Here is a 13,937-nt window from a genome sequence, read left to right as displayed (position 1 = left end):
CTAGAAACTGTCCTTGCGCCGGCGAAGCTCGGCGAAGACCTCCTGGTCGGAGGCGCTCTCCATGCCCAGTTGCCTGCGGATGCCGGGATCGCCGGCGCGGAGGAAGGGGTTGGTGCGCTTCTCGTAGCCGATGGCGGTGGGCAGGGTGGCAATTCCCTTGCCGCGCAGTTCGACGATGTGGTCGAGACGCTCGGCGAGCGCCTGATTGTCCGGGTCGACGCTGACGGCGAACCGGGCGTTGGACAGGGTGTATTCGTGGCCGCAATAGGTGGTGGTGTCGTCGGGCAGTGCGGCGAGCTTCTGCAGAGAACCGGACATGTCGGCTGCCGTGCCCTCGAAGAGACGCCCGCAGCCGAGCGCGAAAAGGGTGTCGCCGGCAAACAGCAGCCGGTCATCGGCAATGTAGAAGCAGATGTGGCCCAGCGTGTGGCCCGGCGTGGAAATGACGCGGACCTGGCGGCCGGCAAATTCGAACGTATCGCCATCGCCGCAGGTTTCGTCGAGATCGGCAATCTTCGCCGCCTCCGCCGCCGGGCCGATGACACGGGCGTGGTGGGCATGCTTCAGCGCGGCGATGCCCTCAACGTGGTCGCCATGATGATGCGTGACGAAAATGTGGGTGAGGTTCCAGCCGCATTGCGCCAGCCTGTCCTCGATCACGCGGGCGTCGGGGGCATCAATCGAGGCGGTCTCGCCGGTCATCGGATCATGGACCAGGACACCGAAGTTGTCCTGTCGGCAGGTGAATTGTTCGATCATCAGGCCAGTCAATCGCCAGTCCTCCAGACATGATTTGCAATACGGTAATCCCATCCGCCGGGGATAGGAACCCATTGCATGTGGGGAACGGCGTAGCTAGCTTCAACGGATGAACGCAGACATCGTCGATCTCAGACAGTTTTATCATTCGCGGCTCGGCGGCCTCGCCGTTCACTCCATAACCATGGCGCTGTCCAGCGTCTGGGCGCGGCTGCCCGGAGAGCGGCTTCTCGGCATCGGCTACGCCGTTCCCTATCTCGACCGGTTCAGGCCCGACGCGGAGCGGACATTTGCCTTCATGCCGGCGGGGCAGGGGGCGGTGAACTGGCCGATGGCCGAGCCCTCCGCGACGGTGCTGGTGTTTGACGAGGAACTGCCGCTGCCGGATGCCGCCATCGATCGGATCCTGATGGTGCATTCGCTCGAATTCGCCGAGAATCCGCGCGAGACGCTGAAGGAAATGTGGCGCGTGCTGGCGCCCGGCGGACGGCTGGTGATCGTGGCGCCCAACCGCCGCGGTGTCTGGGCGCGGTTCGAGCACACGCCGTTCGGCGCCGGACGGCCCTATTCCCGGGGCCAGATGGTCCGGCTGCTGCGCGAGACCAACTTCACCCCCGGCTCGTTTGCGGAAGCGCTGTTCTTCCCGCCCTCGGAGGTCGCGCTGGTCCAGAGGATGCGCTCGGTCTTCGAACGGCTGGGCCGCAGGTTGTGGCCGGTGTTTTCCGGCGTCATCATCGTGGAGGCGCAGAAACGCCTCTACCAGGGCCTGCCGGTGGCGGCCCGGGCCTCGCGGCGGGTGTTCGTGCCGGTGCTGTCGCCGCAGACGACCAGGGTCCTGCCCCACGCCCCGCCGCACTGAGTCCCGGCACTCGACAAGCAGGGCAGGACGGGATATTTCCGCCCCATCCAATTCTCGCAATGGCCAGCCTTGCAACGGCCAGTTCTCGCAATGGAAAGTCAGCCGTCATGAGCAGCCCAGACATGCCCCGACCGAAACCCGGCGTCATGGACATCGCCGCCTATGTGCCCGGCCGCGAATCCGCGCCCGGGGTGGAAAAGGTCTACAAGCTGTCATCCAACGAGACGCCGCTGGGCGCCAGTCCTGCGGTCGCAGCGGCGATCGCCGACGTGGCGGGCCGGCTGGAACTTTATCCCGACGGGGCAGCGCACAAGCTCAGGGATGCCATCGCTAGGGCGCACGGGCTGAACCCCGGCAACATCCTGTGCTCGAACGGTTCCGACGAACTGCTGGGCCTGCTGTGCCAGACCTATCTGAGCCCCGGCGACGAGGGCATCTTCACGGAGCATGGCTTCCTGGTCTACAGGATCCAGATCATGGCCGCGGGCGCCACCCCGGTGGTTGTCAGGGAAACAGACTTCACCGCCGACGTCGATGCGATGCTGGCTGCGGTGACGGAGAAGACGCGAATCGTCTTCCTTGCCAATCCGAACAATCCGACGGGCACCTATCTGCCGGTCAGCGAAGTGCGCCGCCTGCAGGCCGGCCTGCCCAGGCATGTGCTTCTGGTGATCGACGCCGCCTATGCCGAATATGTCCGCCGCAACGACTATGAAGCCGGCATCGAGCTGGTCTCCGGCAACTCCAACGTGGTGATGACCCGGACCTTCTCGAAAATTCATGGACTGGCCGGGCTGCGGATCGGCTGGATGTATGCGCCGGAGGCCGTCATCGACGCCGTCAATCGCATCCGCGGGCCGTTCAACGTCAACGCCATGGCGATCGTCGCCGGCGCCGCCGCCATAGGCGACCGCGCCCATGTGGATGCGGCCATCGACCACAATGACAAATGGCTGGCCAGGGTCAGCGAAGGCCTGACCGCGCTCGGTCTAGAGGTGACGCCTTCGGTGGGCAATTTCGTGCTGATGCATTTCCCCGATGCTCCGGGCAAGACGGCGGCCGACGCAGACGCCTATCTGGTGGCGCGCGGCTTCGTGCTCCGGCGCTTGACCGGCTACGGCCTGCCCAATGCGCTGCGCATGACCATCGGCAGCGAGGAGGCCAATCTCGGAACGCTCGAGGCGCTCAGAGGCTTCATGGCCGTCACGTCATGACCCAGGTGCATTACGACAAAATCGCGCTGATCGGCATCGGCCTGATCGGGTCGTCGCTGGCGCGCATGATCCGCAAGGCGGGCCTGGCCGGCAGCATCACGATTGCGAGCCGCAGCGGACATACACTGGCCGCCGCCAAGGCGCTGGATCTGGGCGACCACTACACGACGGACAATGCGGAAGCCGTGCGCGACGCGGATCTGGTGATCGTCTCGGTGCCCGTCGGCGCCTCCGGGCAGGTGGCGGAAGACATCGCCGCGGCGCTCAAGCCGGGCTCCACGGTCACCGATGTGGGCTCGACCAAGGCGTCGGTGATCCGGCAGATGCAGCCGCACATGCCCTCGCATGTGCAGTTCATCCCGGGCCATCCGATCGCCGGAACCGAGCAGTCGGGTCCCGAGGCGGGGTTTGCCGAGCTCTTCGCCGGCCGCTGGTGCATCCTGACGCCGCTGCCGGATGCCGATCCTGACGCGGTGGCGAGGCTGACCCGCTTCTGGGAGGCCTGCGGCTCGCGCGTCGACCAGATGGACCCGGAGCACCACGACATGGTGCTGGCGATCGTCTCGCATCTGCCGCACATCATCGCCTACAACATTGTCGGCACCGCGGATGATCTGGAAATGGTCACCGAGTCCGAGGTGATCAAATACTCCGCCTCCGGATTCCGCGACTTCACCCGCCTGGCGGCGTCGGATCCGACCATGTGGCGCGATGTCTGCCTGCACAACAAGGACGCGATCCTGGAAATGCTGGCCCGGTTCTCCGAGGACCTGGCGTCGCTGCAGCGCATGATCCGATGGGGCGACGGCGACAAGCTGTTCGAGCTTTTCACCCGGACGCGGCATGTGCGGCGGTCGATCATCGAAGCCGGACAGGACGTGGCCGTGCCCAACTTCGGTCGCAATGTCCAGGCGCCGACGGACAGTGCCAAGCCCGACTGAGCGGCGGCTCAGAGGGCCGGGATCCTGCCCAGCGGTATGAACCCCATCGAGGCCTGCCCGCGGCTCAGGGTCAGCGGCAGGGTGATGGCATTGTCGCCCGTCTCGCTGTCGAGCGCATTGAGCACCGGCGCCAGCGCGTCGGCCTGATCGGCCAGATCCGATGCGAAGACGGCGACCACGCGCGAGATCTCGGCCATGCCCTTGATCGTGACCTTCAGGGACCCCGACAACAGCCCGTCCGCGCCCACATCCACCTGTCCGTTCACGGTCAGAGCGGATGAGTCCGAGAGATTGAGCGTGGCATCGCGGATCTGCACCGTCGATCCGCGCAGCGAGTCCGGCTCATTGCCCTGGCCGGCAAGCCATGCGGCTCCGCCAACGAGCGTGAGGTCATAGCTCAGCGACCGGACATCGACCTCGGGGCCGAAGCGGGCGCTGACCTGGCTGGCCGAGCCGGCAATGTCGGCATCCTCATCGCGTTGCCGGACGTGAAATTCGAAACTGTCGGCGGTCAGAGCCAGCCTGGACGGCAGGTCGGGACTGTCGAGGCCCATGGACAACAGCCGTCCATTGAGCGACGCCCGGTCGAGGCCGTTCAAGCCGACGACGGAACTGGTCTGCAACGCCTGCCAATCGAGTTTCGCCGATACTCCGCCGGCGTCGGTCACGGTGAGCGGGCCATCGATCTCCGAAATCACGTGGCCGGGGCGGTAGATCTGCGCCGCCGAGCGGAACGCGGACGAGGTCACGGTGATCTGCCGCGACGGGATCTCGATCCTGGTCTGGTCGCAGAACAGGCCGATCCGGAACGGATAGCCGCGCACATCGGCGTTGCCGCAATCGGTCACGACGCCATTGCGCGCGGCCAGCTGCAAAAGGGCAGGCAGATGGGTCTGCATCTGTCCCGCGGCGTAGAACCAGCCCGCGGTCCACAGCAGGCAGGCGACGATGATGGCGCCCCCGAGCCAGACGAATTTGCGGGCGCCCGATTTCGGTGCGTGGGGCGTCTGGTTCGAATTCGTCATCGGCTTCTCCGGTGCTGCAGGGCCATACGGTCTGACGGGCGCGTACCGGCTGATGCAGCAGCGACAGCGCGGTCAGATGCGGGATGCCTGCATTTTGTGACCGAAAGACGATGAACGCCCTCAGGATACGCCCAAATGCCATTCGGACCGCCGATGCGGTGGGGGCGAGCGTGGAACGGAGCGGACATGGCCGCCGCACGTCAGCCGGCCGCCGGCTCGAATGTCGCCTCGATCGTCGAGATCCCGTCCTCGATGGCCTCGAGCAGCAGCCGCGCCAGCGTCGACATCGGTTCCCAGGCAGAGCTGTAAAGCCACATCGACGCACTGATCGGCTGTCGCAGCGGCCGAAAGACGATGTCGTGGTGTTCCCAGCCGATGGTGGTCAGAGACGAGACGAAGGCGATGCCCAGCCCTTCGCTGACCAGCATGCAGGCGGTGTCCGCCATCTGCACGTCGATGCGGCGCTCGAACTTGACGCCGGCACGCGCGAAGGCGTCGTCCAGGATCAGACGCGAGCGATCGTCCTGGCCCAGGCTGATGAGCGGCTCGCCACGCAGGTCGCGCAGATCGATGATCGGGCTTGCGGCGAGCGGATGACCGACCGGCAGCGCGCAGACCATCTGGATGTCGCGAAGCGGCCTGCAGACGATGCCGGCCTCCCGGGTCGGAGTGAGCGAGATGCCGAAATCGGCGGCGCTCGCCAGCATCGAGTTGGCGACATCGATGGAATTGCGGGTCAGGATCGTCAGTCCCACGTCCGGCCTGGTGGAGAGAAAGCGCGCCGCGTAGCGCGGCAGCAGCCTCAGGCTCAGGCCCGGATAGGCGACGACGGAAATGTCGCCGCGCTCGGAAATGCGGATTGCCCGGGCAGTGTTCTCGATCCGCTCGACGCCGGTCATGAATGTCTCGGTCTCGGCGAACAGGCGACGCGCCTCAGAGGTCGGCAGCAGTCGTCCCTGGGTTCGGGTGAACAGCTTGAAGCCGCAGGACTGCTCGAAGGACTGGACCATCTTGCTGACGGCGGGCTGGCTGACGAACAGCGCTTCTGCCGCCTTGGTGACGGAGCCGCCCTTCATCACCGCATTGAAGGCCTCGATCTGACGGATGTTCGCTCTTGCCATGAATTCAGTATAACCCAAGGTTATAGGGTATGTAACCAATTTCATTTGCCCAAAGCCGATCTACGCCGGAAACTCGGGGTCCAGTCGCCATCACAAAAAGGGGAACGAGCGATGAAACTGAAGAGAAACATCCTGCTTGCCGCAACAGCCATGTGCTTTCTGGCCTCCGCTGCCCACGCCCAGACCAAGACGCTGACCGTCGGCGGCTATGGCGGCTCCTTCGAGACGCTGATGAAGGAGCTGATCATTCCGGAGTTCGAGAAGGCGCATGACGTCAAGATCGCCTTCGTTGCCGGCAACTCGACGGAGAATCTCGCCCGCCTGCAGGCACAGAAGGGCGCCCAGGAGCTGGATGTCGTGATTCTCGACGACGGCCCGATGTACCAGGCCGACGCGCTCGGCTTCTGCGCGCCGATCGTGAAATCGCCGGTCAAGGACGACATCTACGAGATCGCCGATCTGGGCGCGAATTCGATCGGCATCGGTTTTGTCGCCACCGGCTTTACCTACAGCAAGGACTGGTTCGAGAAGAAGGGCTGGGACCTGCCCACGAGCTGGGAGGATCTCAAGGATCCGAAATACAGCCAGATCCTGGTGGTGCCGCCGATCAGCAACACCTACGGCCTGCACGCCCTGGTGATGCTGGCACGCGACGCCGGCGGTGGCGAGGCCGACATCGACCCCGGTTTCAAGGCCATGGCCGATGAAGTCGCCCCGAATGTGCTGGTTTTCGAGCCATCGTCCGGCCGGATGTCGGAACTGTTCCAGTCGGGCGAGATCGCGCTCTCGGTCTGGGGTTCGGGCCGCACCAAGTCGCTGGCCGACACCGGCTTCAACGCCGGCTTCATCTATCCGAAGGAAGGCGCCGTCGCGCTGATGCTGGCCGCATGTCCGGTGGTCGAGAGCGACGCGCCGGAAGAGGCGCAGGCCTTCATCGACTATCTGCTGGAGCCGGAGATCCAGGTCAAGCTCGCCGATGTCATGGGCTCGGGACCGGTGAACAAGAAGGCGGAACTCTCGCCGGAAATGGCCGCCTCGCTTCCCTACGGCGAGAAGATCTCCACCCTCGTGACGGTGGATTGGGACGTCATCAACCCCAAACGCCAGGACTGGACGACGCGCTGGAGCCGTGAAGTCGAACAATAATCTCGTGTCGCAGGGTCGCCGCGACGGGACAGTTCCGTCCGCGGCGGCCTTGTGGCTCCGCCCTGTCCCGCGCAGCATGCAGGTGATCGGCAATGTCGCGTCGGCCGCGCATGCGTCGCCACCGCAGCCCTTCCGTGCAGCACCGATGACGACACCCTCTCTGTTGAAACCTGAACGGCGGTGAATGAGATGGCATTTCTTGAGCTCAATGCGCTGACGAAGCGCTTCGGCCCGGTCACGGCGGTTGACCGGATCTCCTTCAATGTCGAGCAGGGCAGCTTCGTTTCGCTGCTTGGCCCTTCGGGCTGCGGCAAGACCACCACCCTGCAGATGATTGCCGGCTTCGAGAATGTGACGTCCGGCAAGATCACGCTCAACGGACGCGACCTGGCCGGTGTCCCGGCGCGTCATCGCGGCCTGGGCATCGTCTTCCAGTCCTATGCTCTGTTCATGCACATGACCACGGCGGAGAATGTCTCCTTCGGTCTGGAGATGCGCGGGGTTCCAGGGGCCGAACGCAAGATCCGGGTGGCGCGCGCGCTGGACCTGGTGCATCTGAGCCACCTCTCAGATCGTTATCCGAGGACCATGTCCGGCGGCCAGCGGCAGCGCGTTGCGCTGGCCCGCGCGCTCGTCATCGAACCGGAACTGCTGCTGCTCGACGAGCCGCTCTCCAATCTCGATGCCAAGCTGCGCGAGGAAATGCAGCTCGAACTGCGGCGCATCCAGCGCGAGGCCGGCGTAACCACGCTGATGGTGACCCATGACCAGGCCGAGGCTCTGGCGCTTTCGGACCGGGTGGTGGTGCTCGAGAAAGGCCAGGTGCAGCAGGAGGCAGCTCCCTTCGACGTCTACGAGACGCCCCACACGGCCTTCGTGTCCTCCTTCATTGGCAAGAGCAACACTCTGCCGGCGACGCTGGTGTCCGGCGATGCGTCCGGCAGCATTGTCGAGTGCGCCGGCGTCAGGCTGCAGGCCGGCGCAACGCCGCTGGCCGCCGGGCCGGTACAGATCGCCATCAGGCCGGAGCGGATCGAGGTCGTCGACGACGGCGCGGTTCTCACCGGAAAGGTAAGCGAGCGGGTCTTTCTGGGCAATCAGTGGTTGCTCACGGTTGCCACGCCGGTGGGCAATCTGCTGGTCCTGCGTCGCAACGCCGGGCGCAGCGAGGCCGACATCGGCGACACCGTCGGGCTGGCCTTCCGCCGCGTGGATCTGCGGATCCTGGCCTCGTCGGAGGCGGCGGCATGAGCGCGCGCACCGACTACCGGCACTGGGCGCTGTCGGCGCCGGCGCTGGTGCTGTTCACCACGTTCCTGCTGGCGCCGCTGATCATGACGTTGGTGCTGTCGTTCCGCCATTTCGATTTTTATGGCGGCATCGACGACAGCGTCAGCCTGGCGAGCTACGCCGAGGTGCTCGGCGACTGGTACTTCTACGAGATCTTCGGGCGAACCTTCGCCATCGCGCTGGCCACAACCGTGCTGTGCGTTCTGATCGGCGCTCCCGCCTCCTACTTCCTCAACAGGATGCGCCCCGGATTCCGGTCGGTGATGATCCTGATCATCCTCGGGCCGCTGCTGATCTCGGTGGTGGTGCGGACGCTGGGCTGGGCGATCATTCTCGGCAACCGCGGCGTCATCAACACATTCCTGATGGATCTCGGCGTGATCGAGGCCCCGATCAAGATGATGTACACGTCGGGCGGCATCGTGCTGGCTCTCGTGCATGTGATGGTGCCCTACATGGTGCTGGCGGTCTGGGCCGCCCTGCAAAGGCAGGATCCGGCCACCGAGGCGGCCGCTGAAAGCCTCGGCGCGTCGCCGCTCACCATCTTCCGCCGCATCGTCCTGCCGCAGGCCATGCCGGGCGTGCTGTCGGGCTCGCTGATCGTGTTCTCCCTGTCGGCTTCCGCCTTTGCCACCCCGGCCATTCTTGGCGGCCGACGGGTGAAGGTGGTGGCGACCTCGGTCTATGACGAGTTCATGAACACGCTCAACTGGCCGCTCGGCGCTGCCATCGCCATTCTGCTGATGGTCTCCATCGTGGTGGTCATGGTGGCTTGGAACAGGCTGGTCGAAGCCCGCTTCGGGAGGTCCTACGCATGAGACGCAACGGTCCGTTCGCCATCGGCTTCATGGCCTTGTTCGCGCTGTTCATGCTGGCGCCAATCATCGTCGTGCTCGGCGTCTCGGTGACGCCGACCGGCTATCTGGAGTTTCCGCCCAGCGGCCTGTCGCTGCGCTGGTTCCGGGCGATCCTCGACAATCCGGACTTCATCGACGCGGCGATCAACAGCCTCAAGCTTGGCGTGGTCTCGGCGACACTGGCGACGCTGGTGGCTGTGCCGGCGGCCATGGCGATCGACCGCCGCCGCTTCCACGGCCGCGAAGCGCTGCTGGCTTTCTTCATGTCGCCGCTGATGGTGCCGACAGTGGTGCTCGGCATTGCCTTTCTCCGGTTCCTGACCCTGATCGGGTTCAACGGCACATTCTCCGGCCTGGCGGTCTGTCACGCCATCATCGTCACCCCCTTCGTGCTGCGGCTGGTGCTGGCTTCGCTGTCCGGGCTGGACCGGGCGGTGGAGAAGGCAGCCGTCGCGCTGGGCGCGTCCGACTGGACCGTCTTCCGCCGCATCACCATGCCATCCATCCTGTCGGGGATCATCGGCGGCTGGGTCCTGGCGTTCATCACCAGCTTCGACGAGGTCACGGTGACCATCTTCATCGTCAACCCCTCGACCACCACATTGCCGGTCCGGCTGTTTTCCCATATTGCGCAGACCACGGATCCGCTGGTGGCGTCGGTGTCGGCGGTGGCCATCCTGTTCACCGTGGCGGTCATGCTGCTGGTCGACCGGATCTACGGCCTGGACAGACTCTTGATCGGAGAAGGCGCCAAATGAGCGATACGGATGACGGTGCCGACACGTTGGTGGTCGGCGGCGGCCTGGTAGGAGCCGCGCTGGCCTGGGGCCTGGCCCGGCTGGGCGAGCGGGTAACGGTGATTGACGAGGGCGACGTGGCGCTGCGCGCCAGCCGCGGCAACTTCGGCCTGGTCTGGGTGCAGTCGAAGGGCGACGGCATGTCCGAATATGCCCGCTGGACCCGGCAGTCGGCCGACCTGTGGACCGACTTTGCCGACGAGCTGGAAGCGGCAAGCGGCGTTTCGCCGGAATACCAGAAGCCTGGCGGGCTGCATTTCCTGCTGTCCGAGGCGGCGCTCGAGGCGAAGCGGGCGCAGATCAACCGCATGCACAATGTCAACGGCGCGCTTGGCTACGGCGTCGAGCTGCTGGACCGGAAGGCGCTCGACGGGATTTTTCCCGGCCTCGGTCCCGATGTGATCGCCGGGAGCTATTCGCCCCATGACGGACATGCCAGCCCGCTGAAGCTGTTGCGCGCGCTGCACGCCGGACTGGCTGCGCGGGGCGGACGCTACGTCTCCGATGCCAAGGCGCAGGCGGTCGAGCGCGACGGATCGGGCTTCGTGGTCAGGACCGCCAAGGGCAGCTTTCGCGGCGGCAAGGTGGTGCTGGCGGCCGGGCACGGCAACAAGTGGCTTGGACCGTCGCTCGGCCTGAACGTGCCGCTGATTCCGGAAAAAGGCCAAATTCTCGTCACCGAGCGGATCCGGCCGCTGCTGCCGATGCCGACCCATGTGCTGCGCCAGACGACGGAGGGCACGGTGATGATCGGCGACAGCCATGAGGACACCGGCTATTCGACCGACAGCGAGACGCCGGTGCTGACCAGGATCGCCCGCGATGCGGTGCGATCGTTCCCGGCGCTGGCCGGTGCCCGCATCGTGCGCAGCTGGGGCGCCGTGCGCATCCTCAGCCCGGACGGATGTCCGATCTACCAGGAGTCGGAGAGCCATCCCGGTGCGTTTTCCGTCAACTGCCATTCCGGCGTCACGCTGGCGGGCGCGCACGCGCTCTCGCTGGCGCCGATGCTGGCGCGCGGCAAGCTCGATTCCGAACTCGACGTTTTTTCTTCCAGGAGGTTCGCAGATGGTTCCGTCACGCGCGCGGCGCATTGAAGAAGTCCGCACGATCAGCTTCGAATTCGAGGGCCTGGCGGTGCAGGCGCAGGAAGGCGACAGCGTCGCGGCGGCGCTGACCGCCGCCGGCATCGTCGATCTGCGCGATTCGCCGGTGTCCGGCGCTCCCCGCGGCATCTACTGCATGATGGGCGCCTGTTTCGACTGTCTGGTCGAAATCGACGGCCAACCCAACAGGCAGGCCTGCATGTGCGAGGTGCGCGAGGGGCTTGTCGTCCGCCGCCAGCAGGGCCGTGCGGAGCTGGAGCTGTGAGCGCGCGGTCGGTTGACCTGCTGGTCATCGGCGCCGGGCCGGCGGGAATCGCCGCGGCCACCGAGGCGGCCGGGCTCGGCCTGTCGGTGAGCGTCATGGACGAGCAATCGCGCCCCGGCGGCCAGATCTACCGCGGCATCGAAACCGCGAGCCCGAAACGGCTTGCCGTACTCGGCAAGGATTACGCGGCCGGCCGCTCGCTCACCGAAAGCTTCCGCTCGAGCGCGGCGGAGTATCTGCCAGACACGCTGGTCTGGAACATCGGATCGGACCGATCGGTGGACTTCAGCCGCGGCGGCAGGGCGCAGCAGATGAATCCCTCGGCCATCCTGGTGGCCACCGGCGCGCTGGAACGGCCGATGCCGATTCCGGGCTGGACGCTTCCCGGCGTGACCACGGCCGGAGCGCTGCAGATCCTGCTCAAGAGCTCGGGCATCGTCAGGGACAACTGCGTTCTGGCTGGCGCCGGCCCGCTGCTGTGGCTCGTGGCCACGCAGATGATCGCTGCCGGCGCGCGACCGGCGGCGATCGTCGAAAATCTCCCGCGCGGCAGGATTGTCGCCGGATTGCGCCATCTTCCAGGCGCGCTGCGGGCGCGCGAGTATCTGTTCAAGGGCCTGGCGATGATCGCGCGGGTGAAGGCGGCCGGTGTTCCGGTCTATGCCAACGCCACCGGGCTCGCCATCGAGGGCTCGACGCAGGCCGAGGCGATCACGTTCAGCTCGGGCGGCAGGCAGCACCGCATCGAAACGGATGCCATCGCGCTGCATCAGGGCGTGGTGCCCAACCAGCAGATCACGAGGCTGGTGGGCGCGGAGCACCGTTGGGATGCGGCACAGGCCTGCTTCCACCCCGTGCTCGACGCGCGGTTCCGCACCTCCGCCGACAGCATCTATGTCGCCGGCGACGGCGCGGCCATCAATGGCGCCAGACCTGCGGCGCTGCAGGGCCGGCTTGCCGCATTGTTGATCGCGGAAGACCAGGGCAGGCGCGTGGGGACAGAGCGGATCCGACGGCTTCAGGCCGGGATTGCCCGCGACAAGTCCGTCCGGCCGATGCTGGAGACGATCTATGCGCCGGCACCCGAAATCCTCGCGCCGGCCGACAGCACCCTGATCTGTCGCTGCGAAGAGGTAACGGCTGGCGAAATCCGCTCGGTGGTCGACCTTGGCGCACCGGGTCCAAATCAGATCAAATCGATGCTGCGCGCCGGCATGGGACCATGCCAGGGGCGTGTCTGCGGATTGGCCGTCGCCCAGATCATCGCCGACCGGAAGGGCGAGACGCCGGAGGAGACGGGCTACTACCGGATTCGTCCGCCGATCAAGCCGATCACCCTGGCGGAACTTGCCGCCTACGCACCGGACGAGGACGCGCCGCGCGCCGCAAGCGGCGACGCCGCGGCATGACTCCCGCCGGCCGAAGCGGGACGCGAGGCTTTGACCTGGTCGTCGTCGGCGGCGGAATCCACGGCTCTTCCGCAGCACTTTTCGCGTCCCTGCGCGGGCTCTCGGTGGCAGTGCTCGAAAAGGACACGGTGGCCCGCCACGCCTCGGGCACCAATGCGGGAGGCGTGCGGCGGCTTGGACGCCACCACGCCGAGATTCCGATCTCGCAGCGCTCGATGCAGATCTGGTACGGCATTGCCGACCTTCTCGATGACGATTGCGGCTTCCAGATCGCGCCTCAGATCAAGGTCGCCGAGACGGACGCCGAACTGGCCGGATTGTCGCAGCGCGCCGGCGAGCTTCAGGCGATGGGCTACGACCACGAGATCATTCTCGACCGTGCCGGACTGCGCCGGCACCTGCCCGCCATCTCCGATCATGCGGTGGGAGGGCTGGCGAGCCTCAAGGATGGTTTCGCGCAGCCCTACAAGACGACATTCGCCATCCAGCGCAAGGCCATGGAGAAGGGGGCGCGGTTCTACGAACATTGCCAGGCCGGCCGCATCCATCGATCCGACGGAGTCTGGCAGGTCGAGACAGCGGACGGGGTGTTCGCGGCACCCAGGCTGCTCAATGCCGCCGGCGCCTGGGCCGGCGCGATCGCAGGCGCGCTCGGCGAAGCCGCGCCGGTCGAGGCCATCGCCCCTATGATGCTGGTGACCAACCGGGTTCCGCATTTCTGCGATGCCGTGGTGGGAGCCGCGGGCAGGCCGCTGTCGTTCAAGCAGATGCCGAACGGCACCGTCGTCATCGGCGGCGGACGGCGGGGTCGAGCCGACCGGCATGCAAACCGATCCGAAATCCTGTTCAACGAGCTGCAGCTGACGGCCGAAACGGCGATGAGCCTGTTTCCGGTCATGCGCTCGGCCTCGATCGTGCGCAGCTGGTCGGGCGTCGAGGGCCGCATGCCCGACGACATCCCCGTCATCGGTCCTTCGGCCCGCCACGAGGGTCTCTACCATGCCTTTGGCTTCTCGGCGCATGGCTTCCAGATGGGGCCGGGCGTCGGCGAACTGATGGCCGAACTGATCGCCACCGGGGCGACCCAGGCGCCGATCACACCCTTTTCCATTGCCCGTTTTGCCGTTTGAGCCGGCTTTGCCGTCTGG

At 66.2% G+C, this 13,937-nt stretch carries 14 protein-coding genes; 11 read left to right on the top strand and 3 right to left on the bottom strand.

What is annotated here, in order from left to right:
• On the bottom strand, positions 1–771 hold the full coding sequence (gloB, locus tag DFR52_RS18645) for a hydroxyacylglutathione hydrolase (protein ID WP_110033533.1): 771 nt from the start codon (positions 769–771) through the stop codon (positions 1–3).
• Between the two features lie 97 nt (positions 772–868).
• On the opposite strand from gloB, the gene DFR52_RS18640 reads away from it, so the two are divergent.
• The 3 genes from DFR52_RS18640 (at position 869) to DFR52_RS18630 (ending at position 3,773) form a co-directional block, all read left to right on the top strand.
• Complete coding sequence (locus tag DFR52_RS18640; RefSeq protein ID WP_110033532.1) at positions 869–1,618, top strand: class I SAM-dependent methyltransferase; 750 nt, start codon at positions 869–871, stop codon at positions 1,616–1,618.
• Between the two features lie 107 nt (positions 1,619–1,725).
• On the top strand, positions 1,726–2,832 hold the full coding sequence (locus tag DFR52_RS18635) for a pyridoxal phosphate-dependent aminotransferase (RefSeq protein WP_110033531.1): 1,107 nt from the start codon (positions 1,726–1,728) through the stop codon (positions 2,830–2,832).
• Complete coding sequence (locus DFR52_RS18630) at positions 2,829–3,773, top strand: prephenate/arogenate dehydrogenase family protein (protein ID WP_110033530.1); 945 nt, start codon at positions 2,829–2,831, stop codon at positions 3,771–3,773. The genes DFR52_RS18635 and DFR52_RS18630 overlap by 4 nt, the downstream gene beginning before the upstream one ends.
• Before the next feature lie 8 nt (positions 3,774–3,781).
• Here the strand turns inward: DFR52_RS18630 and DFR52_RS18625 are convergent, their stop codons facing one another.
• On the bottom strand, positions 3,782–4,798 hold the full coding sequence (locus DFR52_RS18625; protein ID WP_110033529.1) for a DUF2125 domain-containing protein: 1,017 nt from the start codon (positions 4,796–4,798) through the stop codon (positions 3,782–3,784).
• A 200-nt stretch (positions 4,799–4,998) separates the two neighbouring features.
• Positions 4,999–5,919 carry a LysR substrate-binding domain-containing protein gene (locus tag DFR52_RS18620; protein ID WP_158285000.1) on the bottom strand — a complete coding sequence of 307 codons (921 nt, stop codon included), beginning with the start codon at positions 5,917–5,919 and terminating at the stop codon, positions 4,999–5,001.
• Between the two features lie 117 nt (positions 5,920–6,036).
• Between DFR52_RS18620 and DFR52_RS18615 the strand changes: the two genes are divergently transcribed.
• The 8 genes from DFR52_RS18615 (at position 6,037) to DFR52_RS18580 (ending at position 13,919) form a co-directional block, all read left to right on the top strand.
• Entirely contained in the window at positions 6,037–7,065 is a 1,029-nt protein-coding gene (locus DFR52_RS18615; protein WP_210205877.1) for an ABC transporter substrate-binding protein, read from the top strand.
• 189 nt (positions 7,066–7,254) lie between these two features.
• Positions 7,255–8,316: an ABC transporter ATP-binding protein gene (locus DFR52_RS18610; protein ID WP_110033526.1), complete on the top strand. Its 1,062-nt coding sequence runs from the start codon at positions 7,255–7,257 to the stop codon at positions 8,314–8,316.
• Positions 8,313–9,173, top strand: a complete 861-nt coding sequence (locus tag DFR52_RS18605) for an ABC transporter permease (protein ID WP_110033525.1) — start codon at positions 8,313–8,315, stop codon at positions 9,171–9,173. Before DFR52_RS18610 ends, DFR52_RS18605 begins: the two co-directional genes overlap by 4 nt.
• Positions 9,170–9,970 carry an ABC transporter permease gene (locus DFR52_RS18600; RefSeq protein WP_110033524.1) on the top strand — a complete coding sequence of 267 codons (801 nt, stop codon included), beginning with the start codon at positions 9,170–9,172 and terminating at the stop codon, positions 9,968–9,970. The genes DFR52_RS18605 and DFR52_RS18600 overlap by 4 nt, the downstream gene beginning before the upstream one ends.
• The gene (locus DFR52_RS18595; protein WP_110033523.1) at positions 9,967–11,106 is read left to right on the top strand and encodes an NAD(P)/FAD-dependent oxidoreductase; all 1,140 of its coding nucleotides are present in this window, start codon (positions 9,967–9,969) and stop codon (positions 11,104–11,106) included. The genes DFR52_RS18600 and DFR52_RS18595 overlap by 4 nt, the downstream gene beginning before the upstream one ends.
• Positions 11,078–11,380 (top strand): (2Fe-2S)-binding protein, encoded by a 303-nt coding sequence (locus DFR52_RS18590; protein ID WP_110033522.1) that lies wholly within the window; start codon positions 11,078–11,080, stop codon positions 11,378–11,380. The genes DFR52_RS18595 and DFR52_RS18590 overlap by 29 nt, the downstream gene beginning before the upstream one ends.
• The gene (locus tag DFR52_RS18585; protein WP_110033521.1) at positions 11,377–12,789 is read left to right on the top strand and encodes an FAD/NAD(P)-dependent oxidoreductase; all 1,413 of its coding nucleotides are present in this window, start codon (positions 11,377–11,379) and stop codon (positions 12,787–12,789) included. The genes DFR52_RS18590 and DFR52_RS18585 overlap by 4 nt, the downstream gene beginning before the upstream one ends.
• On the top strand, positions 12,786–13,919 hold the full coding sequence (locus DFR52_RS18580; protein ID WP_110033520.1) for an NAD(P)/FAD-dependent oxidoreductase: 1,134 nt from the start codon (positions 12,786–12,788) through the stop codon (positions 13,917–13,919). The genes DFR52_RS18585 and DFR52_RS18580 overlap by 4 nt, the downstream gene beginning before the upstream one ends.
• Positions 13,920–13,937: the final 18 nt, after the last annotated feature.

It is taken from the genome of Hoeflea marina (assembly GCF_003182275.1).
Taxonomy (GTDB): Bacteria; Pseudomonadota; Alphaproteobacteria; order Rhizobiales; family Rhizobiaceae; genus Hoeflea; species Hoeflea marina.
Note: the sequence above shows the minus strand (reverse complement) of the source record. Positions and strands in the feature narration are given on the sequence as shown.